Raw genomic sequence first — 23,641 nt, forward strand, 5'->3', positions numbered from 1 at the left:
CAACATATTCAAGGAGGATTTTAATTAACATGGCAAATCGAATTCTAATCGTGGACGACGCAGCATTTATGAGAATGATGATACGGGATATTTTAAGCAAGAACGGGTTTGAAGTGGTTGGAGAAGCGCAGGACGGAGCACAGGCAATTGAAAAGTTTAAAGAACTTCGTCCTGACTTGATTACGATGGATATTACGATGCCCGAGATGGATGGTATCGCTGCACTTAAAGAAATTAAGAAAGTGGATCCTAATGCTAAAGTGATTATGTGTTCAGCGATGGGACAACAAGCAATGGTTATTGATGCAATTCAAGCAGGAGCAAAAGACTTTATCGTGAAGCCTTTCCAATCTGATCGCGTAATTGAAGCGATTAATAAAACACTAGGCATTTAATGTAAATGACAGATTCAAGTCAAACGGATTCTTTGGGATCAAGTCACTTCGGTTCGATCCTCTCTGTCGTATTCGTACTTATTATCATAGTTATTTCTATTGTTCTTTTGATTCGTTTTTTGGGAAGAAAGAATCAATCTTTTCTTCAAAAACGGACGATGAGAGTTATCGGTGGAGTGGGGCTTGGACCTAGCAAGTCACTTCAAATCGTCGAAGTTGGCAGCAAACTTTATATTCTCGGGATTGGAGACGATGTGCATATGATTGACACGTTGTCTGAGCCTGAGGAAATCAGAGCCCTAGTAGCTCAGTTTGAAAGGGAAGGGACATCAGAACCTTCCTTCGCCAAGCTTATTACAGGCGTAAAGAATAAACTCAGTAAAAATAAAGCGGAATCCTTTGATATGGAAGAAGCTTCATTTAGTGCGTTATTTGAGAAAAAGCTTCGAGAGATGCCTGATCGTAAGGATCAAATGGAACGCTTGCTTGAAGAAGAAGAAACAAGAGAGCGGTCGAGAGATTCATGAATAAAAAGATGGTAATAGTCTGCTTACTATGGGCGGTTCTTCATCTTATGATGGGGACGGAAGCGTACGCGCAGCCAATTCCGGATATCAATATTGAGATTGGGAATGGGGATAGTGGAGAGCCCAGCACAAGCTCTTTATCCATCATTCTTTTTGTAACGATTCTCAGTATTGCACCCGCCATTCTAGTACTGATGACAAGTTTTACTAGAATCGTCATCGTTTTAAGTTTTGTACGAACATCACTGGGTACCAATCAAATGCCGCCAAATCAGGTACTCGTTGGACTAGCCCTTTTTCTTACCTTATTTATTATGTCTCCAACGATATCTACCATTAATGATGTTGCGCTTCAGCCTTACTTAAAAGGTGAAATAACACAAATGGAAGCACTAGATGAAGCCACGGAACCTATGAAAAAGTTTATGTTTTCACATACAAGGGAAAAAGACTTGCTTCTGTTCATGGATTATAACGGGATGGAGAAGCCCGAAACTTATGTGGATATTCCGCTCACCGTTATGGTTCCTGCGTATGCAATCAGTGAGCTGAAAACCGCTTTTCAGATGGGTTTCATGATTTTCATTCCTTTTTTGGTCGTTGATATTGTTGTGTCAAGTACCCTTATGGCAATGGGGATGATGATGTTGCCGCCGGTCATGATTTCTCTTCCATTCAAAATTCTTCTTTTTGTACTGGTGGATGGCTGGTATCTCGTCGTTAAATCTTTACTCCTTAGCTTCAGTCCGTAAGTGCAAGGATCATCTAGACATTGGGAGGTGGCGCCTTGACAGGGGATTTTATCATTGAGCTAGCAGGGCAAGCGATATTTGTCGCTTTGAAAATAAGTGCCCCCATGCTGGTCCTTGGACTTGTTGTAGGGCTGATCATTAGTATTTTCCAAGCAACAACGCAGATTCAAGAACAAACATTAGCTTTTGTTCCCAAGATTGTAGCGGTTCTTTTGGCACTACTGTTATTTGGCCCTTGGATTCTCGCATCGATGGTTGATTTCACTTATGGCATCTTAGACAATCTTCACAATTATATCGGGTAGGTTGATCAATCATGGAGATGATACTTCAAGGATTTTCTGTAGCTTTGCTAATTTTTTGTCGAATAACAGCTTTTTTTGTAGTAGCGCCCGTGTTTTCTACACCAGGGGTACCTCAGATTTTTAAAATAGGATTATCTGTCTTTATTACGATGATTGTTTATTTAACTTTTGGTACGGACCAGGTTATTGCTATGGATGCAGCTTACGTACTGCTTATATTCAAGGAAGTTTTAATGGGACTGTTGCTAGGTTATGTTGCACTTCTCATGATTACGGCCATCCAAACCGCAGGAGCGTTCATCGATATCCAGATTGGTTTTAGTATGGCAAATGTATTTGATCCGATGACAGGTACATCAGTACCTCTCACAGGGAACCTGAAGTACGCTTTTGCAATCCTGTTGTTTCTGACGATGAATGGACATCACCGGATGCTCGATGCCATCGTATACAGTTATAGATGGGTGCCTCTTGCTGGAAACGATATTTTTCAGGCATTTGCAGACGGCAGTGTTGCAGAACTCCTGATCCGTGCATTTTCACAAGCTTTTATGCTTGCGTTTCAGATGGCTGCGCCGCTAGTGGTTGCCTTATTTATGACCGACGTAGGACTTGGGTTTCTTGCCAGGACGGCACCGCAGTTTAATGTTTTTGTTATAGGGGTTCCACTGAAAATCATTGTGGGTCTTTCCATGATGTTGCTCGTAGTACCTGGTTTTCTATACATTTTCGAAAATTTGTTTGGTGTATTATTTGAAGCAATGCAGGGTGTCTTAGAGGTAGTTGGTCAAAGACCTTAGATAACACAAATGCGGGAGGAGAGTAGGATGAGATTTAAACTGGACCTGCAGATGTTTTCCGGAGAGAAGACAGAAAAAGCGACGCCCAAGAAACGCCAGGAATCAAGGGAAAAAGGGCAAGTTGCAAAAAGTATGGAAGTTTCCGGAGCGGCCATTTTGCTCACCTGCTTTATGTGTTTTGTTATTTTTGGAGATTTTTATAAAGAACGAATTACCTATGCTTTTACAGATATCTTTATGAACAGGCTTAGCATGGATGTTACGATACCGAATGTGATGTCTATGTTCGGGCAGCTCGGCATGGAGATTCTTATCATTCTTGCTCCTGTTTTTGCGGCGGGTGTCATTGTCGGAATCCTCGTGAATTATTTGCAAGTCGGCTTTCTGCTCACGGGAGAAGGGGTGGCTCCCAAGTTTAGCAAGCTGGATCCTATAAAAGGGTTTAAAAATATTTTATCCATGAGATCCATTGTAGAGCTGCTTAAATCCGTTTTAAAAATGCTCATTATCGGATTTCTTGTGTATAACATCTTGTGGGGGGCAAAAGATCAGTTTATAGAACTCAGTCACTTATCATCAGAGGGGATCATGAAATTCGCTGCAGAGATGACCAAGAAACTGGGACTGGATATAGGAATTGCATTGTTTGTTCTTGCGATACTCGACTACATGTACCAAAAATATGAATACGAGAAGAACATTCGAATGTCCAAGCAAGATATTAAAGATGAGTATAAAAAAATGGAGGGTGACCCCCTCATTAAAGGAAAAATTCGTGAACGCCAAAGACGTATGGCGATGCAACGGATGATGCAAGAAATCCCAAATGCGGATGTCATCATTACGAATCCAACCCATTTTGCAGTAGCACTGAAGTACGATGGGAATGAAATGGATGCTCCAAAGGTAATTGCAAAAGGAGCCGATCATGTAGCGCTCCGAATAAGGGAGATTGCTAAGGATAATGGGATTATGCTTATGGAAAATAAGCCGCTGGCAAGAGCATTGTTTCAACGTGCGGAGATCGGTGACTCCATTCCTGCGGATCTCTTTCAGGCGGTCGCTGAAGTATTAGCATATGTGTATAACCTAAAAGGCAGAAATAAACCATCGGGGAATCGGAGGCACAGAAACTAGTGAAAATAAAAGAGTTATCAGTCTTAGTTGGAATTATCGGCGTTGTGCTCATGATGATTCTACCTATACCCGTTGGATTACTGGATGTTCTTATGGTCATCAATATTTCAATCGCGCTTATGATCTTGCTGGTAGCTATGAACACGAAGGAAGCTTTAGATTTCTCTATCTTTCCTTCTTTACTGCTTGTAACGACTTTATTTCGACTATCTTTAAACATATCAACTACCAAACATATTCTTGCGGAAGCCTATGCTGGTAAAGTGGTTGAGACATTCGGAAGTTGGATATCCAGTGGACAACCAATTATTGGTTTTATTGTGTTCCTGATCCTAGTTGTTGTTCAGTTTATTGTTATAACCAAGGGGGCTGAACGTGTCGCAGAGGTAGGGGCTAGATTTACGCTGGACGCGATGCCTGGTAAACAAATGAGTATTGATGCTGATCTTAATGCCGGTCTTATTAATGAACAACAGGCAAAAGAGAGACGTAGTAAAATTGAACGAGAAGCCGATTTTTATGGGGCGATGGATGGTGCAAGTAAGTTTGTAAAAGGAGATGCAATTGCAAGTATTGTTATCTTGCTGATCAATCTCGTCGGCGGATTCATTATTGGGATGGTTATGTTAGGAATGAGCTTTGGCGATTCCTTGTCTACATATTCCCTGCTAACCATTGGGGATGGGTTGGTAAGCCAGATTCCTGCACTACTGATTTCTACTGCTTCTGGACTAATTGTGACTAGAGCGGCATCCGATGGAACATTTGCGGATGATATTACGGGTCAGTTATTTTCATATCCAAAGCTTATGTATATCGTTGCAGCTACGGTAACTTTCCTGGGAGTCTTCACGCCAATCGGTCCGATTACAACCTTGCCTCTGGCGGGTCTGCTGTTTTTCGGAGGTTGGAAAATGCAGAAGAATCTCAATAATAAGCAGATTTCCGAAGAACAGATGGAAGAAGAACAACAGATTGAAGAAGTTCGAAGTCCAGAGAGTGTAATTAACCTGCTTCAGGTGGATCCTATCGAGTTTGAGTTTGGATATGGACTCATTCCTCTTGCAGATACCGGACAAGGTGGAGATCTTCTTGATCGGATCATTATGATCCGCAGACAGTGTGCGTTAGAGCTCGGTCTTGTCGTCCCGGTGATTCGGATTCGCGATAATATACAGCTTAGACCTAGTGAATATGTAATCAAAATCAAAGGCAACACCGTGGGCGGTGGAGAATTGTTACTTAACCATTACCTAGCAATGAGCCCAGGGTATGATGACGATTCGATCAGCGGAATTGAGACAATGGAACCGGCTTTTGGACTTCCCGCATTATGGATAGATGAATTGACGAAAGACCGTGCAGAGTTATCAGGGTACACCGTTGTTGATCCTCCATCCGTTGTTGCCACACATCTGACAGAACTTATTAAGAGACATGCACATGAACTGTTAGGACGCCAAGAAACTAAAGCAATTATAGATAATTTAAGAGAAAGTTATCCAGCACTAGTAGATGAACTCATTCCTTCTGTACTCTCAATTGGAGATATTCAGAAAGTTTTAGCCAAGCTGCTTAGGGAGAAAATCTCAATACGTGACATGGTGACGATCGTAGAGACATTAGCGGATTATGGTACATATACAAAAGACCCAGATGTTCTCACCGAATATGTAAGACAAGCTCTATCAAGACAAATAACTCAGCAGTATACCCTGAAAGGGGAGACGATGCGGGTGATTACAGTAGGCCCTAATCTTGAGAAAAAAATTGCCGAGAGTGTCCAACAATCGGAGCAAGGGAGCTATTTAGCACTAGATCCTGTATCAAGTCAAACGCTGTATCAAAAATTGACAGAACAAGTCAATCGTCTGATTCAGTCGGGTCAACAACCTATTGTTCTTACATCACCTACCATTCGGATGTATCTCCGTCAGATTATCGAAAGAACGATGCAAGATATACCTGTGTTGTCGTACAGTGAGCTAGAACCAAATGTTGAAATTCAAAGCGTTGGGGTGGTGAACTTATGAAAATGAAAAAATACATCGTTGATACCATGCCCGAGGCCATGAAACTCATTCGGAATGAACTTGGACAAGATGCGGTCATCTTGTCTACCAAAACCGTTCGAGCAAGTGGTTTAGCAGGAATACTGCGCAAACACAAGATCGAAGTAATCGCTGCAGTTGAAGAAGACAAAATACAGCCAAAGGAACCTGTCCAGGTCCCTCCTGCTATTCAGACGATGCCAAGGAATGCGGTTCCTGAGGTATATCGAAAAGCAGGGAGTTTCAATGAAAAAGAAACAGCTGCTCAGCCTTTAACTGAAACGAACGAAATAAAGCCAAAGGCAACTCTGCAACAAAAAACACAAGAATCAGGAAAATTTTCGAGTCCTCCTGCAGAGTTACAGCCGCACCCGGAAGGGGCGGATTTTTCCGTTTCTTCAAGACAGGAGCCGTTGAAAGCGGAAATGGAAGCAGGAAGTCTGACGGAGAAACTTCTCCAAGAAATCAGTCAGATGAAAACGTTTATGGCTACGATCGCTGAGAGTCAATCGAATGAAGCAAGCTTACCTGGAGATTTGAACGAGATTCGCACGAAGCTGAAAGATCAAGGAATTGCCACGGATATTTGGAGCATCTGGATGGATTCAGCAAAGCAGTCTCTTCAGGTTTCGGAGGAAGAAGCGGGAGAAAACATCGTTAGACCTCTGATTGAGGACTTTTTATCAGAACGGATTACGGACGGAATTAACAAATCTACTCGAATCGTATACGTAGCAGGCCCGACAGGCGTAGGCAAAACAACAACGATAGCGAAACTTGCTGCAGAGCAAATGTTCAAGCATAAACGAAAGGTGGGGCTCATTACTGCGGATACGTATCGTATTTCTGCTGTTGAACAGTTACGGACGTATGCTGCGATTCTCGGTATCCCACTTGAAGTCGTGCAGTCACCGGCGGATACCATAAGAGCACTAGATCATCTCTCTGAGTGTGATTTGATTCTTATGGACACGGCCGGCCGTAATTATCGTAATGAGATCACCGTCTCTGAACTCAAAAGCTTACTGCCGGATGAACCGGAAAGTGAACTAATTGTGGTACTTAGCCTGACAGCCAAAACAGAAGACATGCTTACGATACTGGATCACTTTCATAAATATGGGACACCAAAATTGATTTTTACAAAAATCGATGAAACAGACACGCTTGGATCTCTTTTCAACGTCCTAAAAAAATATCCAAGTAAGCTAGCTTATATTACAACGGGACAAAACGTACCGGAGGATATTATGCTTCCGGATCCAAAGAAATTAGCCGATATCATTCTTGGGAGTGAGCCGTCATGATAGATCAGGCGGCTTCTCTAAGAGAAATGATGTTAAGTAATTCTCTTCCGCAGCTGAATGAGGAGAACTTAGTTCAGGCAAAGACAATGAACCAAGCCAGACTCATTGCAATATCGAGCGGTAAAGGAGGTGTAGGTAAATCAAACTTTACACTTAATCTCGCTTTAAAATTGCATACAGCTGGCAAAAAGGTGCTGGTGTTTGATGCGGATCTGGGGATGGCAAATATCGATGTATTAATGGGTGTATCTTCTAGGTTCAGTCTATATCATGTGCTCAAGGGTGAAAGAAGAATTCAAGATATTATTCAGTTTGGTCCACACGGACTGCCCTATGTGGCAGGTGGATCTGGGTTCATCGAACTTTTGACTCTAACGGAAGAAGACCTTCATGGTTTTACATCTGACCTAGATATTCTTTCTGAGGAATTTGATTATATTTTGTTTGATACCGGAGCTGGTCTGTCCCTCGAGAACAGGCGTTTTATCGCCGCTGCTGATGAGTGTATCGTGGTTACGACGCCGGAGCCCACTTCTATTACGGATGCTTACGCATTAATAAAAGTGATGCACAGACACCTGAGTGATCCTGTAGCTTTTAGCATTGTGGTGAATCGGGCGGAGAACCGAAGGGAAGCGGAACAAGTCAGCGCTAAAATTGGACTTGTTGCGAAACGATTTTTAAATGCTACCATTCCTTTGCTAGGGTATGTTTCAGACGATCAGCATGTGATGCGAGCTGTGAAGAAACAAACACCATTTACGGTGATGTATCCACATTGTACTGCATCCCGAGACATGGAAAGAATAGCATCGGGATATATGGATCTTGCATTACCTTTGACACAGAATACACAAGGGTTCAAAGGGTTTATGAACAAATGGTTAAAGAAAACCATCTAATGTAGGTTTCATTAAATTCAGGGGTGTCAATCATGTCAGTCTATCAAGTACTTGTTGTAGATGATTCAGCTTTTATGAGGAAAATTATTACCGATTTAATTGAACAAGATCCGGCTTTTAAAGTGATGGAGACAGCAGCTACAGGAAAAGAAGCGATAGAAAAAGCAAGAACACACCATCCTGATCTCATAACAATGGATGTAGAGATGCCTGTTCTTAACGGTCTAGATGCTCTTAAAGTAATCGTAGCTGAGGATGAAATTCCGATTATTATGCTCTCGGGTATCAATGAATTGGGTTTACGAGAGACAATTATGTCGCTGGAAGCGGGAGCATTTGATTTTATACGAAAACCGTCAATCAACCATGGACAGGACATAGAAGAAGTTGGGAAAGAGCTTCGGAATCAGATGAAAGAAGCCATGCTAATGAAGGCAAGGCGTGCAGAAAGAAAATTGAGTGAAGAGTTGCTGACAGAAAAAGTAGATTTGCAAACACAAGAACAGTATGAAGTTCCATCTCTCAACATTCAAAAAATGAAAAGTCCTCATCTGTATAAGTCTCGTCCTGCAAAAGAAACACAAACGAAAAAAAACAAGGCGGTTTTTCCGCCGAAGCCGGTCACAAATAAAAATATTAAGCTTACTAAGCATGATAAGAACGATGAAGAAGTCAAAAATAGCACTCAGAAAAAAATGATCGTTTCTTTACCTGAACTTCCTGTATCTTCGAAAACACATGATGTATCCAAAGTGTTTCGCCGCAAAAATGCAACGATTATGCTGGAAGATACACAAAGCGAAAAACAAAAGACGAATATGATGATCCAGCAACTTGTAGCCATTGGATGTTCTACGGGTGGACCACGGGCGCTTAAATCATTGTTATCCCAAATTCCTAAGGATTTTCCCGCTCCTATCGTCATTGTGCAGCATATGCCGCCTGACTTTACTAGATCGCTTGCGAATCGCATTGATTCGTTTAGTCATATTCGGGTAGTTGAAGCAGAGCAAGGAATGCATCTGGAAGCAGGAGTAGCGTATATCGCTCCAGGTGGATATCACATGAGGGTGAATGAAATAACAAATGGGAACTATGAACTTCGTTTAAGCCAGGAAGAAATAGTGAATGGACATCGACCTTCCGTAGATACCCTTTTCGAATCCATTATCCCTTATTCTCAACTGCAGAGGCATATTGTTCTTCTTACAGGGATGGGCAGTGATGGAGCTAGGATGATGAAACGTCTTTACGATACAGGTGTTCGTTCCACTTTTGCGGAGAATGAAGAAAGCTGTGTTGTGTATGGAATGCCGCGAGCAGCAGTAGAACTCGCCTGTGTTCAGCAAGTATTGCCTCTAGAAGAATTAACCTCGAAGCTGATCCAAGCGGTTATGAAACAAACCTAATTCACGAAGGAGGTAATTCAAAGTGGATATGAATCAATATTTGTCCATGTTTATTGATGAGTCTAACGATCATCTACAATCTTTGAACGAAAAAATGCTAGAGCTTGAACAAAGTCCCGAAGATTTATCGATCGTTCAGGTGATTTTTAGATCTGCCCATACATTAAAAGGGATGGCAGCAACTATGGGGTTTGAAGATCTTGCTTCTCTGACTCATAAAATGGAAAATGTGCTCGATCTCGTTCGAAACGAGAAAATGAAAATGAAAGAATCGATATTTGATGTCTTATTCCAAAGTCTGGATGCACTCGAGTCCATGGTACAAGATATTATGGCAGGTGGAGAGGGCAAGTTGGATGTCTCCCATATCGTTTCTTCCTTACTAGCTATTGAAAAAGGAGAAGAGAACTTACCTTCTGTGGTAGAAGCTCCACATGTCTCTAGTACGGATCCTGCTTCTTCAATGCTTGCGCTTGATGAATTCCAAAGCTCTGTGCTCTTACAATCCATTCATGATGGCCAAGGAGTAATGTTTTTACAAGTTAGCATTAGCAGAACAAGTCAGTTAAAATCGGTTCGTGCTTATATGGTATTTGATTTGCTGGAACGATCGGGTGACATCATTACGACCGAGCCATCCGTTCAGCAAATAGAACAAGATCAATTTGAATATGAATTTTCATTATATTACATAACACAGATGCAAGTGGAAGAGTTAAAGAAAGCAATTCTTAATATTTCAGAGATCGAAGAAGTGAGTGTCATTCCATTAACTGAAGAAATGCTGGGGCTTGGGACTAAGGAAGCGGCAGCAACTACGGAAGTGATGGAAAAGCCTGAAGCAACATCAGAAACAGATACAAGTAGTACGAAGATGGAGAGCACGGAAGCAGTACCAGGCGATGAAAAAGAGAAAACAGTTCGAGCTGCTTCAAAAACAAATACGGCACCTGCAGCTTCTAAAACTATTCGCGTAGATATTGAACGGTTAGACGTTCTTATGAATTTATTCAGTGAATTATTAATCGATCGTTCCCGTTTAGAACAGCTCTCTAATGAACTGGAGCATACAGACTTAATCGAAACAGTTGCCCATATGAGCAGAGTTAGTTCGGACTTACAAAATATAGTGCTTAAGCTTCGGATGGTTCCGGTAGATACCGTATTCAATCGGTTCCCAAGAATGATTCGAGATTTGGCCAAATCACTAAACAAAAAAGTGGATCTTGTTATTACAGGTGCGGACACAGAACTGGATCGTACGGTTATTGATGAGATCGGGGACCCGCTCGTTCATTTACTTCGTAACGCAGTAGACCACGGGGTGGAATCAATCTCTACTAGATTGGAGTCGGGGAAATCCGAAACGGGTACCATTCAATTAAGGGCATTCCATAGCGGCAACCATGTATTTATTGAGATTGAAGACGACGGTGCCGGGATATACCGAGATAAATTACTCAAAATTGCTATATCACGCGGCGTCGTAACGGAAGCTGAATCCGCCGAGATGACAGATCAGCAAGTCTTTCAGTTATTGTTTGCGCCTGGTTTCAGTACAGCAGAAACCATCTCAGACATCTCAGGCAGAGGCGTGGGTCTTGATGTAGTTAAGGCAAAAATTACTTCACTTGGCGGGAATGTGACCATTCATTCGGTCCCGGGAAAAGGAACGAACTTTTCAGTTCAACTGCCGCTGACTCTTTCTATTATCTCAGCAATGCTCATTAAGCTTGGAAGTGAGAAATACGCTATTCCGCTTTCTTCGATCGTAGAAACAGGCATTGTGAAAAAAGAAAAAATCCGCATGGTTCATGGAACCAAAATGATTTCATTTAGAGAAGCGTTAGTTCCTTACGTGTCACTTGCTGAATTCTTTAATGTAGAAGATTACAGTGATGAAGCAGAGGATGAAATAGAGATTGTTGTGATTCGTAAAGGAGATCAGCTTGCAGCTTTAGCGATCGATGATTTTATCGGACAGAACGAAATTGTTATTAAAACACTGGGTAAATATTTACCGAATATCCAAGGGATTTCTGGCGCAACCATTCTCGGAGATGGACAAGTCGCACTAATTATAGATCCTAACGGCTTAATTAAATAGTTCTTTGCAGGCGAAAGTTTCTCATTACCTACTTACTTAGGAGGCATTAATCATGGCAGAAGACATGAAAGTAATCGTTTTTAAGCTTGGGACAGAAGAGTATGGAATTGAAGTAGAACGTGTTCAGACGATTGAAAGAATGCTTCCGGTTACCCGTGTTCCAAAGACATATTCATTTGTAAAAGGAGTTGTTAACCTTCGCGGAGTCGTCATTCCGGTTATTGATTTGGGAGGACGTTTTTCCCTTCCAGAAACAGAGTATACCGATCAAACACGGATCATTATCGTTACCGTTTCGGATATGCAGGTTGGTTTTATTGTAGATTCGGCCAATGACGTTGTTGATCTTAACGAAAATGATATCGAAACGCCTCCTGAAATTGTCGGTGGTATTAAAGCCAAATATCTAAGGGGGGTAGCAAAGTTAGAAGAAGACAGACTTCTAATTATGCTGAATCTCCATGAAGTATTGAATAAAAGTGAAATTATAAGTCTTGAGAGTATGGAAGGATAAATGATGGCTACAATCAATCAATTTCAGGAGTTTGAGATGGATATCTTGAAAGAGATCGGAAATATCGGAGCAGGGAATGCGGCTACAGCGCTTGCTACTCTGCTCAATAAACCGGTAGATATGGGTGTGCCGACTGTCCAAAGGGTTCCTTTCGAAGCAATAGCGGAAAGTGTTGGCGGTGATGAGAGTATTGTAGCTGCCGTTTATTTTCGGGTAGAAGGAGAGGCTCCGGGGAACATGTTTTTTATGATGACCCCGGAGGCCGCCAAACAGCTTTTGTATCATTTTAATTCGGAAGTAAGCTGTGAACATCTCGAATTCACGGAAATGGAATGCTCGACGATCTCTGAAATTGGAAATATTCTGGCTGGATCTTATTTATCATCCCTTGCTGATTTCACTCGTTTAAAAATGTTCCCTACCGTGCCTGGATTTGCACTAGATATGGCAGGAGCTATTTTAAGTTACGGGTTACTTCACATGAGTCACACCGCTGACGAAGCCCTTTTAATCGATACTCAATTTCTCGAAGGTCGGAACCAAGTACAAGGACAATTTTTTCTAATACCCGATCCTGAGTCCTTTCATGTAATATTCGAGGCTTTGGGAGCGCCCTATCATGATTGAACAAAGAAACATGGTAAAGGTAGGAATGGCGGATCTAAACATCATTACGGAACCGGGTATCATTCGTACAACAGGACTTGGGTCATGTGTGGGTGTAACGCTATATGATCCATTAGCCAAAGTTGCGGGGATGGCACATGTCATGCTGCCTTCCTCTTCTATTGCGAGAGAAGGTATTTTGAATAAGGCGAAATACGCGGATACTGCCATCGTAGAAATGGTAGAGAAGATGATGGGAGCAGGAGCTTCAAGCTCGAGACTCATAGCCAAAATGGCAGGGGGATCACAGATGTTTCAATTTGCTGGAACAGGTGATACGTTACGTATTGGGCCTCGTAACACGGAGGTTTGTAAACAAATGATAAGAGAACTTCGCATTCCACTTCTAGCTGAAGATTGCGGCGGGAGTCATGGAAGAACCATTGAAATAGATCGGGACACTGGAATATTAACGATTCGAAGCGTACAGATGGGTGTGAAGGAACTATGAATAGAATGTTTGGGAATGTTCGAATCAATTTTTTAGCCGGAATTATCGGACTGATCATCACGTTTTTCGTTTCATTTAGCAGTAACTTACTATCTACCAGTCTTTTCCGGGCAGGGGCGGCTTTTATCATCTGGTTCTTACTAGCCTTTCTTCTAAGGTACGTACTAGGCAGTGTATTGGCACCTCCACCCGACAAAGGAGGACCTGAGAGCCTAGAAGATGGACAAGAAACGAAAGGGGCTCAGTTTGATGTTATTGCTCCGAATGATGATGAAGCGCTGAAGGATATTCTGAATTATGCTCAAGCAGAACCAATTGAAGAAAAAAAGAAACAATCTGCAGTGGAGAGCGGCTTTGAACCACTTAATCCTCCGAAACTTGTTCGGACAAAAGATGCTGAAGAATTAGCACAAGCCGTTCGTCACCTGTCAGGCAAATAGAGGAGGGAAACGATATGAAAGAACCTAATTCATCCCATCTGGCCGACATGGACCTGTGGGAAAAGTGGAAGGAGCACGGGGATTTAGATGCTAGAAAAATCTTGATCGAGAAGCATCTTCATATCGTTCATTATGTATCCAGCCGGTTAGCAGTAGGGCTGCCCAAGAATGTATCAAAAGATGATCTTGAGAGCAATGGAGCGTTGGGGTTAATTGATGCACTCGATAAATTCGATTATAAAAGAGGGCTTCAATTCGAAACCTATGCCTCATGGAGAGTAAGAGGGGCGATCCTAGATGGACTTCGTCAAGGGGACTGGGTTCCGCGTTCAGTTCGTGAGAAAGCAAAACGAATTGAAGAGGCCTATCAACATTTAGAACAAAAATATTCGCGAACCGTCAGTGATGAAGAGATGGGGCAATATTTAGATTTAACTGCCAAAGATTTTCAACATATGATACAAGAGGTGGCTGTAATGTCGTTATATTCTCTTGAAGATCCGCTGAGAGAAGAAGACGCCGAGACAAGAATGTCTCTATTAGTTGACGAGAGAGCATATCCTCCTGACCAAACGGTTCGTGATATTCATCTAAAACAAGCACTTGTAACAGGATTAGATAAATTGACCGAGAAGGAACGTATCGTTGTATCCCTTCTATATTATGAAGACTTATCCCTTAGTGAAATTGCAGAAGTGATGTCTCTATCGCCATCTCGGATTTCTCAGTTACATTCTAAAGCGATTTTACGCCTTCGAGGGACTCTTGAGAAGCAGCGTGAACTGTTAATGAATCGGGACTAATCAAAGGTAGGATGATGACCTGAGAAAGAAGGAAGTTGTATATGACCCAGAAAATAGAGCTCAAACAACATGTGAAAGTACTGTTTTCGGATAATCAAAGCAGCGCATGGATTGATTTATCAAATCTTACATCCGAGTTAGATTTAACCGAACAGGAACTAAACACATTTCTTCTAACCGAAGGTATTACGTATGGAATTCAAACGGGTACAGTTCGTGCAATCGCCGCAAGTCCCCTGAATTTTTATGGTCAAAAGATATTAATAGCCGAAGGGGATCCTCCTGAAGCCGGTAAGGATGGAATGATTGAGTTCTTAACGAGCACCGATTTAACAGGAGAACGAAGACCACTCGAGACAGGGAACGGAAAAGTAGATTATAAGGAAATTACGAGGCTGAATAATGTAAAAAAAGGCCAGGTCATTGCTAAGAAAATAGATCCAAGGCCAGGCAAGCCTGGAAAAAGTGTGAAAGGAGATCTTATTCCTTTCTCTCCAGGTAAAGAAGCGAGATTCAAGACAGGAAAGAATGTGGTAGTCAGTACCGAAGGAAATGCGATGTACGCCTCGATCGATGGACTGATCACGACAACGGAAAATGATCGAATCAATGTATTTCCTGTATTTGAAGTGAATGGGGATGTGGATTACCGAACAGGGAATATAGATTTTGTAGGTACCGTTGTTATTCGCGGGAATGTACTATCTGGATTTAAAGTGAAGGCGGCAGGAGACATACGTGTAATCGGCGGTGTAGAGGGAGCTGAAGTCTTTGCAGAAGGCTCTATTGAGGTAACAGGGGGAATTATAGGTTACAACAAAGGGCTTGTACAAGCTGGTGTTGATGTAAAGAGCTCATTTATCCAAGATGCAAATGTAGAAGCAGGTCAAAGTATATATGTCTCGCAAAGTATCATGCATTCATCGATTAGAGCAGGTAGAGAATGTATTTGTGCAGGAACCAAGGGACTAATTGTAGGCGGTCTCATTCAAGCAGGTGAAAAAGTAGCAGCTAGAGTAGTTGGTAATCCGATGTCTACCGTAACAACAATTGAAGTTGGCGTCATGCCGAGACTGCGTAATGAACTTACAAATCTTCGTCAGCAGCAAAAGGGTTTGAGCGAAAGTATAGATAAGACGGCCAAAGCTCTACATCTATTAGATCAAATGGCTGCTACAGGACATATATCTGATGATAAGATGCATATGCGGATGAAACTTCAAGTGACGCGTGAATCTAGTATGCAACAAATGAAAGAGAATAGGGAGCATATACTGGATATAGAAAAAGTGCTGGAAGATACCTCGAAAGCAAGAGTCGATGTAACTAAGATGATTTACGGAGGCTCTAAAATAGTTATCGGCAGATACACCAAATTTATTAAAGATACAGCTACACAAATTTCATTTTTTTATCAAAACGGTGATATTTCTATGGTTCCTTTAAAAAACAGATAAGTGTATTTATTTTTGGTAACAGTGGAGGAGTGAAGAGGGTGAGCTTGAGAAACGTAGAACTTCAAATTGCTATACCTCGTACGAGTGAGGCAGGACGATATCAAAGCGAATACGATCACAGGAGATCATCAGAACAGTCCCTACTAGCATCAAACGAGAATAAAAAAGCAAAAAAAGAAAGTAAACAAAGTCCGAAAACATCAGAATCAGAACAGACAGGGATAAGAGATCGTTCAGCTTCGTCTGAGACGTTGGAGATGAAGAATTCGAATGATCTTGAAGAAATTACAGAAGAGACACTGGCAGTTACGCCAGCGGAACACCCCTATAAAGGGAAACACATTGACTACAGTTTATAAGTAGGCATACATGAATAGGAGAATAACCTCATGGAACCTTGGAGTACCCTCGTTGTGTTGGGTGTTGGTATCACCCTATTTGCCTGGTTTATGCCCAGATCAAAACCTCAAACAGGGGGAAAAGTGATTAAAGATGTAGAAACAACGTTAGAGCAGTATTTGGCTGAGATTGAACTGGAGAATGAGAAGGTTATACAGAGTATCCAAAAATGGAAGCAGGACTTTTCACATACGAACAACCTAAGAGAAGAAGAAATTCACGATATGAAACAACAGATCCTAAATCTCGAACAGCAAGTTTCCACATTGATGAATGCAAATGCTTTCTCTGGTACGAATACAGAAGCTACTGTGAAAAAAACTGACCATGCAGTAACTGACGATACATTAAAAGAAGAAATTATTATACAGGAAGAGCTAACCATTCATAAGCGTTACCGTGAGGTCTTTCAATTAGAGTCAGAAGGAAAATCAACTGATTATATAGCTAAAAAGCTAGATATGCCCAAGGGAGAAGTACAATTGATTCTACAGCTCGGTGAACGGGAGAGAATGGTATGATGAAAAATCGTTCCTTTCTTATGGGACTTGGAATAGGCATTGCAGTCTGCGCTTTAATTCTGCAACTTGCACTGATCGGGCAGGGTGCGGCAGAAGGAAACGCAAAGAATGTCTTGTCACGTACAGATATAGAAGAACAGGCAAAAACAATGAATCTTAAGGTATACGATGTGAATCAAGAGGTAATGACTGAAGAAGAATGGGCGGAGCTAAAAGAAGAAGGTGCAGGGTCAGAAGAAAAGGAATCGGGTGCAGCTACAGCTACAGTCCCTCCTGATAAGCCAAAAGTTCCGCAGAACGAAACGCCTGATGAGCCAAAGCAGCCGACTTCTGAGAAGACGACAGAGATAGTCAAATACAAAGTGATACAAGGTGCAACCTTAAATGACGTTGCGGATCATTTAAGTTCTTTACATGTGATTCAGGACCGGGATGCATTCTTAAAAGAAGCGAATCGTCAAAAAATCAACAGAAAAATTCAAACAGGCACCTATGAATTTCAGCAGAATGAATCAACCCGTTCTATTATTAAGAAGATCACCACTGCTCCTTAATTTTGGATCCTATGATGATGTTACTAATTTAGAACTAAACATTGTTGCATCTCAGTTTCACTTATGATATATTAATTGACGGTGTTAAAACACACGCTACGCTAATTCTGTCGAGGGTGCTTCCTTTAAGGGAAGTCTTGTCGGGAAATGATGCTAGCGGAGGACACAAAAACCAAAATATTAGGAGGTGTGTGGAGATGGCAGTTATCTCCATGAAACAGCTTCTCGAAGCTGGGGTTCACTTCGGTCATCAGACTCGTCGTTGGAATCCAAAGATGGATCGTTATATCTTCACTGAAAGAAACGGTATTTACATCATTGACTTGCAAAAGACAGTGAAAAAAGTTGAGGAAGCTTACAACTTTGTTAAAAGTATTGCAGGAGAGAACGGTACAGTTCTTTTCGTAGGTACTAAAAAACAAGCACAAGATTCCGTAAAAGAAGAAGCAGAGCGCGCTGGTCAATTTTACATTAACCAACGTTGGCTTGGTGGTACTCTTACTAACTTCCAAACTATTCAAAAACGTATCGATCGTTTGAAAAAATTGGAAGCGTGGGAAGAGGACGGCACATTTGAAGTTCTTCCTAAAAAAGAAGTTATCCTTCTCCGTAAAGAGAAAGATCGTCTTGAGAAATTCCTAGGCGGTATCAAGAACATGAAGGGTCTTCCAAGTGCCCTGTTCATAATCGACCCTCGTAAAGAGCGTATTGCAGTAGCAGAAGCTCGTAAATTGGGTATCCCAATCGTAGGTATCGTTGATACTAACTGCGATCCGGACGAAATCGATTATGTTATTCCTGGTAACGATGACGCGATTCGCGCGGTTAAATTGCTTACTGGAAAAATGGCTGATGCTGTTATTGAAGCACATCAAGGCGAAGAAACTTCCGCTTAAGATTGCTTTCAAAGGCCTAAAGTATATGAATTAAATGAAAAAGGGTGGTTGGCAGGTGGATAACCTCTCACTACCCTTTTTTTAGGGTCATACGCAAATTTATCCTCTGGAGGGAATTAACAATGGCAGTAGATGCAAAATTGGTGAAAGAACTTCGTGAAAAAACGGGCGCAGGTATGCTCGATTGCAAAAAAGCACTAGAAGAAGGAAACAACGATGTAAACAAAGCGATTGAAATTCTTCGTGAAAAAGGCTTGTCCGCAGCAGCGAACAAAGCTGGTCGCGCAGCAACAGAAGGCGTAGTACAATCTTACATCCACGCTGGTGGACGTATTGGTGTACTCGTTGAAGTTAACTGTGAGACCGACTTCGTTGCTATGACAGATCAATTCAAAGAATTTGCTCGTGACATCGCTATGCAAATCGCTGCTTCTAACCCACGTTACGTGAGCCGTGAAGAAGTTCCTCAAGAAGAAATTGAGAAAGAAAAAGAAATTTTGAAAGCTCAAGCTCTGAATGAAGGTAAACCAGAAAAAATCGTTGAGAAAATGGTTGAAGGCCGTATTGGTAAATATTACGAAGAGTTCTGCTTGCTTGAGCAATCTTTCGTAAAAGACCCAGACAAAACCATTGAACAATTGCTGAACGAAAAAATCAGCACAATTGGCGAAAACATCTCAATCCGTCGCTTTACTCGTTATGAGCTTGGTGAAGGTCTTGAGAAAAAACAAGACAACTTCGTTGAAGAAGTTATGTCTCAAGTAAAACAATAAAGAAAATGATCGAATCAAAAGACGGCCCATGTTATTCTTGAAGATAATGTAATGATTTACATCTTAGAGATTACACAGACAGCTTTATATGGAAAGAACAACTGGATTGTCCGAGATTCGGCTCAAAAGGTTTTCTTTAACTAAGAGTGGAACACAATCCGTGTTCCTTTCTTTTTAACTAATATAAGGTTAACATGTGCTTAATTGACGTGGGGAAGCGTCATTTCGAAGTGGAGGGTGAACATTTGGAACAGCCGGTATTTAAAAGAGTTGTGCTTAAAGTGAGTGGGGAATCCCTTTCTGGGCAAAATGGTTACGGGATTGATGCAGAAACAATCTCATCCATTGCACAGCAAGTTAAAGAAGTAGTAGAACTTGGAGTCGAAGTTGCGATCGTATGCGGTGGCGGTAATATTTGGCGCGGGATTGCAGGTAGCGAGAATGGTATCGACCGTGCAACAGCGGACTACATGGGTATGCTTGCAACTGTTATGAACTCGCTTGCGCTGCAAGATGCATTAGAACAGATTGAAGTGCCGACACGTGTTCAAACTTCAATAGCGATGCAGCAAATCGCTGAACCATATATTCGTCGTAGAGCAATTAGACATTTGGAAAAGGGAAGAGTTGTAATTTTTGCAGCAGGAACAGGTAACCCGTTCTTCTCAACAGATACAACAGCTGCTCTTCGTGCAGCTGAGATTGAGGCTGAAGTTATTCTGATGGCGAAGAATAAAGTAGACGGTGTATATTCTGCAGATCCGTTTAAAGACGAAACGGCTGTGAAATTCGAACAATTGACTTATCTTGATGTGTTGAATAAGAATTTAGGAGTTATGGACTCCACTGCTTCCTCACTCTGTATGGATAATAATATTCCTCTCATTGTATTTGCTATTACTGAGCAAGGTAATATCAAACGAGTACTTCTCGGTGAAAAAATCGGGACAATTGTGAAAGGAAGTGTAGATTAATGCCGCAATCAATTAAAAAGAACGCAGAAGAACGCATGGAAAAAGCGATCCTTGCACTCAAACGTGATTTATCAACACTTCGTGCAGGTCGTGCAACCCCTTCTTTACTTGATCGAATTCAAGTTGAATATTATGGCGCACCTACGCCAGTTAACCAGCTTGCAAATATTACTACGCCAGATTCTCGTACTCTGATGATCCAACCTTGGGATAAATCTTCCTTGGCTGATATCGAACGTGCCATTATGAAGTCAGATCTTGGTCTTACACCGCAAAATGATGGTGCTATGATTCGTCTAAGCATTCCAGCACTTACAGAAGAACGCAGAATTGAACTTGTGAAATTCACCAAGAAATTTGGGGAAGAAGCAAAAGTAGCGGTTCGTAATATCCGACGTGATGCAAATGACGATATCAAAAAGTTGGAGAAATCCGATATTTCTGAGGATGAGTCCCGCAGACATCAAGATGATATTCAAAAGTCTACTGATAAATTTGTTGCTGAGGTAGATAAAGTACTCGCTGCAAAAGAAAAAGAAATCATGGAAGTGTAATATAATAAGCTTACGGCCCCTCCGCCTTCGGTGGGGTTTGCTCTTTTCACAGCAAGGAAAAGAAACTTCATGGAATTTTGGAGGAAGTCGAATGATGAAACGCGCTCGGTCGTGGTGGAATAAGAACGGCAAAGAGACGCCTGAACTGTCAAAAGCTAATATTCCGCAGCACGTGGCTATTATTATGGATGGCAATGGTAGATGGGCCAAACAACAAGGTATGCCTCGCATCGTTGGACATCAAAGCGGTATGAAAGCTCTTAAACGGGCAACGATTGCTGCAGATGACTTGGGAATCAAGTATCTGACAATGTATGCCTTCTCGACAGAAAACTGGACGAGACCGAAAGATGAAGTTGATTTTTTGATGCGTCTGCCTGTTGACTTTCTTGCACAGGAATTAGATGAATTAATCGAAAAAAACGTATGCGTACGAATGATGGGGTACGAAGAAAATTTACCTGATCATACGGTGAAAGCATTACGTGAAGCAATTCGAAAAACAAAAGATAATACCGGACTGATTCTTACTTTTGCATTGAATTATGGCAGTAGAAGTGAAATAACAGATGCGATGAAAGCCATTGCTCAGCAAATTGAAACAGGTGATCTGACGGCCAATGATATCACGCCTGATCTGATTGAGAAGCACTTGTTGTCTAAAGATCTGCCTGATCCGGATTTATTAATTCGAACAAGCGGTGAACTTAGAATAAGTAATTTTATGCTGTGGCAGCTTGCTTATAGCGAAATGTGGTTCACGGATATTTACTGGCCAGATTTTAATAGAGAACACTTATATGAAGCAGTAGCCGAATACCAACGCAGAACAAGAAGGTATGGCGGTCTGAAGTAATGGAGGATGGACCAAGTTGAAACAGCGAGTAATAACTGGAATTGTTGCCGGTGCTTTATTTTTGGGGTTTGCAATGCTGGGCGGACTTTGGTATAACTTTTTCATTTTTTTAATGGCACTTATCGGGTTATACGAGTTCATACGGATGATTGGTGTTCCTGCTTTTTCGGGTACAGCGATCATTGGATATGCCGGTATTCTATTCCTTATTTTTCCTAATTTGCTTGCAGAGCTAGGGTTAACGTTTACATTAAATCAGATATTGTGGCTTTTGATGATACTGCTGCTTATCGCTACCGTAACGACAAAAAACAAGATTACCGTTCAGACTGCGGCTTTGATTTTTATTGGTGTCGTATATGTTGGGATCGGTTTTTATTATATTGCAGTAACACGTCAATTACCGGCAGGGTTGTTTTGGACTTTCCTTCTTTTGGCAAGTATATGGGGTAGTGATGCAGGAGCTTATTTTGTAGGCAGGTCGATTGGTAAGAATAAACTTTGGCCGATGATTAGTCCTAACAAGACCATAGAAGGTGCGGTTGGCGGGATTATAATAGCCATTATTATTGCACTTTTATTTGCTGGGTTCTCCGGCGGCCTCCTTGGTTTCGGAAGAGCTGTACTCATCGGGTTGTCTGCTTCCGTTATTGGTCAATTGGGAGATTTAGCACAGTCTGCCTATAAACGTGTATATGGAATTAAAGATTCTGGGAATCTGCTTCCAGGGCATGGTGGTATTCTCGATCGATGTGATAGTTGGATCTTTGTGTTTCCGTTCGTACATATCCTCATGCTCCTCCCTTACTAAGGAAAGACAAACCATTTTATGTAATTACTAGAGGTGTCATTTGTGAAGAAAATTTCAATTTTAGGTTCGACAGGCTCCATTGGAACTCAAACACTAGATGTCGTTCGAATGCATCCTGAAGAGTTCCAGGTAGAGGGCTTGTCAGCAGGTACCAATATAGAGCTGCTTATCGAGCAAGCTAAGGCCTATCGTCCTCGTAAAGTGTCCGTCAGTCGCAAAGAAGATGTAGATCATGTACGTATGCACGTGCCGGAAGGCACAGAAGTGTATTATGGCAATGAAGGTCTGATTGAAGTAGCTGCGGGTACAGATGCGGATACCGTCATTACAGCAGTAATGGGCAGTGTGGGACTAACATCTACATTAGCTGCGATAAGAGAAGGAAAACAGATTGGCCTAGCTAACAAGGAGACTCTTGTAACAGCCGGTCATCTTGTTACTGCACTAGCTCAGGAGAAACAAGTGCAGATTATTCCGGTAGACAGCGAACATTCAGCTATTTTTCAGTGTCTGAATGGGGAGCAGTTGCGTGAGGTTAAACAGATTACGCTCACTGCTTCAGGCGGGTCGTTTCGAGATTTAACTAGACAACAGCTTCAGCACGTAACCGTCGAAGATGCGCTTAAACATCCTAATTGGTCAATGGGGTCCAAGATTACAATAGACTCGGCAACAATGGTGAATAAAGGGCTCGAGGTAATAGAGGCTCGATGGTTGTTCGATCTTCCTTATGAAAAGATCAATGTTCTTCTTCATCCAGAAAGCATTATTCATTCATTCGTAGAGTTTCAAGATACAAGTATGATTGCACAAATGGGTAACCCGGACATGCGTGTTCCCATTCAGTATGCATTAACGTATCCGAAACGATTACCTTCCCCAGCTTCATCTTTATCACTTTCTGAGATCGGAGCGCTGCATTTTAAAGAAATGGACATGGAGCGGTTTCCTTGCTTAAAGCTCGCTTATGAATGTGGTAAAATAGGGGGAACCGCAACAACCGCATTTAATGCGGCAAATGAAGTGGCGGTTGCTCGTTTTCTTAAAGGGGATATTTCTTTTCTTAAGATCGAGGAGATTATTGCAAGAGTACTAGATACTCATCAAAGTATTCCGAGTCCTGATCTAGAGCAGATTGAACAGGTTGATCAGCAAGTGAGAGATTATGCAACCTCTTTATAATACAAGGTTTCTTCCTGCCTGCAGCAAGAGAGTGGTTTTTAAGAATTTGCTTCTCTTGTATCGTACCTTTGAATAATGATAATGTAGTAGGACAAGAT

27 protein-coding genes are annotated in these 23,641 nt (G+C 41.7%); all 27 read left to right on the top strand.

All coding sequences use genetic code 11. From position 1 onward, the window contains the following. The first annotated feature begins 29 nt into the window (after positions 1-29). The 27 genes from ACWPWY_RS04515 (at position 30) to ACWPWY_RS04645 (ending at position 23,543) form a co-directional block, all read left to right on the top strand. On the top strand, positions 30-395 hold the full coding sequence (locus tag ACWPWY_RS04515) for a response regulator (RefSeq protein ID WP_191798395.1): 366 nt from the start codon (positions 30-32) through the stop codon (positions 393-395). Positions 396-400: 5 nt separating this feature from the next. Next, entirely contained in the window at positions 401-922 is a 522-nt protein-coding gene (locus ACWPWY_RS04520; RefSeq protein WP_454190581.1) for a flagellar biosynthetic protein FliO, read from the top strand. Continuing rightward, positions 919-1,674, top strand: a complete 756-nt coding sequence (gene fliP / locus ACWPWY_RS04525; RefSeq protein ID WP_454190582.1) for a flagellar type III secretion system pore protein FliP — start codon at positions 919-921, stop codon at positions 1,672-1,674. The genes ACWPWY_RS04520 and fliP overlap by 4 nt, the downstream gene beginning before the upstream one ends. Positions 1,675-1,709: 35 nt before the next feature. Further along, positions 1,710-1,979 (top strand): flagellar biosynthesis protein FliQ, encoded by a 270-nt coding sequence (gene fliQ / locus ACWPWY_RS04530; protein WP_454190583.1) that lies wholly within the window; start codon positions 1,710-1,712, stop codon positions 1,977-1,979. A gap of 11 nt (positions 1,980-1,990) precedes the next feature. After that, a complete protein-coding gene (fliR, locus tag ACWPWY_RS04535) occupies positions 1,991-2,779 on the top strand; it encodes a flagellar biosynthetic protein FliR (protein WP_454190584.1) in 789 nt (262 codons plus the stop codon). A gap of 27 nt (positions 2,780-2,806) precedes the next feature. Then, complete coding sequence (gene flhB, locus ACWPWY_RS04540; protein ID WP_454190585.1) at positions 2,807-3,916, top strand: flagellar biosynthesis protein FlhB; 1,110 nt, start codon at positions 2,807-2,809, stop codon at positions 3,914-3,916. Continuing rightward, on the top strand, positions 3,916-5,949 hold the full coding sequence (gene flhA, locus ACWPWY_RS04545) for a flagellar biosynthesis protein FlhA (protein ID WP_454190586.1): 2,034 nt from the start codon (positions 3,916-3,918) through the stop codon (positions 5,947-5,949). The genes flhB and flhA overlap by 1 nt, the downstream gene beginning before the upstream one ends. After that, entirely contained in the window at positions 5,946-7,274 is a 1,329-nt protein-coding gene (gene flhF / locus ACWPWY_RS04550; RefSeq protein ID WP_454190587.1) for a flagellar biosynthesis protein FlhF, read from the top strand. Before flhA ends, flhF begins: the two co-directional genes overlap by 4 nt. Next, complete coding sequence (locus ACWPWY_RS04555) at positions 7,271-8,176, top strand: MinD/ParA family protein (protein ID WP_454190588.1); 906 nt, start codon at positions 7,271-7,273, stop codon at positions 8,174-8,176. Before flhF ends, ACWPWY_RS04555 begins: the two co-directional genes overlap by 4 nt. Positions 8,177-8,208: 32 nt before the next feature. Then, positions 8,209-9,585, top strand: a complete 1,377-nt coding sequence (cheB, locus tag ACWPWY_RS04560) for a chemotaxis-specific protein-glutamate methyltransferase CheB (protein WP_454190589.1) — start codon at positions 8,209-8,211, stop codon at positions 9,583-9,585. Positions 9,586-9,607: 22 nt separating this feature from the next. After that, positions 9,608-11,692, top strand: a complete 2,085-nt coding sequence (locus ACWPWY_RS04565) for a chemotaxis protein CheW (RefSeq protein WP_454190590.1) — start codon at positions 9,608-9,610, stop codon at positions 11,690-11,692. Positions 11,693-11,744: 52 nt separating this feature from the next. Next, entirely contained in the window at positions 11,745-12,206 is a 462-nt protein-coding gene (locus tag ACWPWY_RS04570; protein WP_454190591.1) for a chemotaxis protein CheW, read from the top strand. 3 nt (positions 12,207-12,209) lie between these two features. Beyond that, on the top strand, positions 12,210-12,833 hold the full coding sequence (locus tag ACWPWY_RS04575; RefSeq protein WP_454192793.1) for a chemotaxis protein CheC: 624 nt from the start codon (positions 12,210-12,212) through the stop codon (positions 12,831-12,833). Next, positions 12,826-13,323 carry a chemotaxis protein CheD gene (locus ACWPWY_RS04580; RefSeq protein ID WP_454190592.1) on the top strand — a complete coding sequence of 166 codons (498 nt, stop codon included), beginning with the start codon at positions 12,826-12,828 and terminating at the stop codon, positions 13,321-13,323. The genes ACWPWY_RS04575 and ACWPWY_RS04580 overlap by 8 nt, the downstream gene beginning before the upstream one ends. Continuing rightward, complete coding sequence (locus tag ACWPWY_RS04585; RefSeq protein WP_454190593.1) at positions 13,320-13,763, top strand: hypothetical protein; 444 nt, start codon at positions 13,320-13,322, stop codon at positions 13,761-13,763. Before ACWPWY_RS04580 ends, ACWPWY_RS04585 begins: the two co-directional genes overlap by 4 nt. A gap of 14 nt (positions 13,764-13,777) precedes the next feature. Beyond that, positions 13,778-14,566: a FliA/WhiG family RNA polymerase sigma factor gene (locus tag ACWPWY_RS04590; protein ID WP_454190594.1), complete on the top strand. Its 789-nt coding sequence runs from the start codon at positions 13,778-13,780 to the stop codon at positions 14,564-14,566. A 41-nt stretch (positions 14,567-14,607) separates the two neighbouring features. Next, on the top strand, positions 14,608-16,023 hold the full coding sequence (locus ACWPWY_RS04595) for a DUF342 domain-containing protein (RefSeq protein ID WP_454190595.1): 1,416 nt from the start codon (positions 14,608-14,610) through the stop codon (positions 16,021-16,023). A gap of 38 nt (positions 16,024-16,061) precedes the next feature. Next, positions 16,062-16,382 carry a hypothetical protein gene (locus ACWPWY_RS04600; protein ID WP_454190596.1) on the top strand — a complete coding sequence of 107 codons (321 nt, stop codon included), beginning with the start codon at positions 16,062-16,064 and terminating at the stop codon, positions 16,380-16,382. Positions 16,383-16,412: 30 nt separating this feature from the next. Next, positions 16,413-16,943, top strand: a complete 531-nt coding sequence (locus ACWPWY_RS04605) for a hypothetical protein (protein ID WP_454190597.1) — start codon at positions 16,413-16,415, stop codon at positions 16,941-16,943. Next, a complete protein-coding gene (locus tag ACWPWY_RS04610; RefSeq protein ID WP_454190598.1) occupies positions 16,940-17,497 on the top strand; it encodes a hypothetical protein in 558 nt (185 codons plus the stop codon). Before ACWPWY_RS04605 ends, ACWPWY_RS04610 begins: the two co-directional genes overlap by 4 nt. Before the next feature lie 197 nt (positions 17,498-17,694). Further along, a complete protein-coding gene (gene rpsB / locus ACWPWY_RS04615) occupies positions 17,695-18,393 on the top strand; it encodes a 30S ribosomal protein S2 (RefSeq protein ID WP_191798431.1) in 699 nt (232 codons plus the stop codon). 122 nt (positions 18,394-18,515) lie between these two features. Beyond that, complete coding sequence (tsf, locus tag ACWPWY_RS04620) at positions 18,516-19,166, top strand: translation elongation factor Ts (protein ID WP_191798433.1); 651 nt, start codon at positions 18,516-18,518, stop codon at positions 19,164-19,166. A 245-nt stretch (positions 19,167-19,411) separates the two neighbouring features. Beyond that, on the top strand, positions 19,412-20,140 hold the full coding sequence (gene pyrH / locus ACWPWY_RS04625; protein ID WP_191798657.1) for a UMP kinase: 729 nt from the start codon (positions 19,412-19,414) through the stop codon (positions 20,138-20,140). After that, complete coding sequence (gene frr, locus ACWPWY_RS04630) at positions 20,140-20,694, top strand: ribosome recycling factor (protein ID WP_213532580.1); 555 nt, start codon at positions 20,140-20,142, stop codon at positions 20,692-20,694. The genes pyrH and frr overlap by 1 nt, the downstream gene beginning before the upstream one ends. 91 nt (positions 20,695-20,785) lie before the next feature. Next, the gene (locus ACWPWY_RS04635; protein ID WP_454190599.1) at positions 20,786-21,550 is read left to right on the top strand and encodes an isoprenyl transferase; all 765 of its coding nucleotides are present in this window, start codon (positions 20,786-20,788) and stop codon (positions 21,548-21,550) included. A 16-nt stretch (positions 21,551-21,566) separates the two neighbouring features. Next, positions 21,567-22,361, top strand: coding sequence for a phosphatidate cytidylyltransferase (locus tag ACWPWY_RS04640; protein ID WP_454190600.1), 795 nt, complete (start codon positions 21,567-21,569; stop codon positions 22,359-22,361). Between the two features lie 42 nt (positions 22,362-22,403). Continuing rightward, positions 22,404-23,543 carry a 1-deoxy-D-xylulose-5-phosphate reductoisomerase gene (locus ACWPWY_RS04645; RefSeq protein ID WP_454190601.1) on the top strand — a complete coding sequence of 380 codons (1,140 nt, stop codon included), beginning with the start codon at positions 22,404-22,406 and terminating at the stop codon, positions 23,541-23,543. The last annotated feature ends 98 nt before the right edge of the window (positions 23,544-23,641 follow it).

The organism is Paenibacillus sp. Marseille-Q7038 (assembly GCF_965111595.1).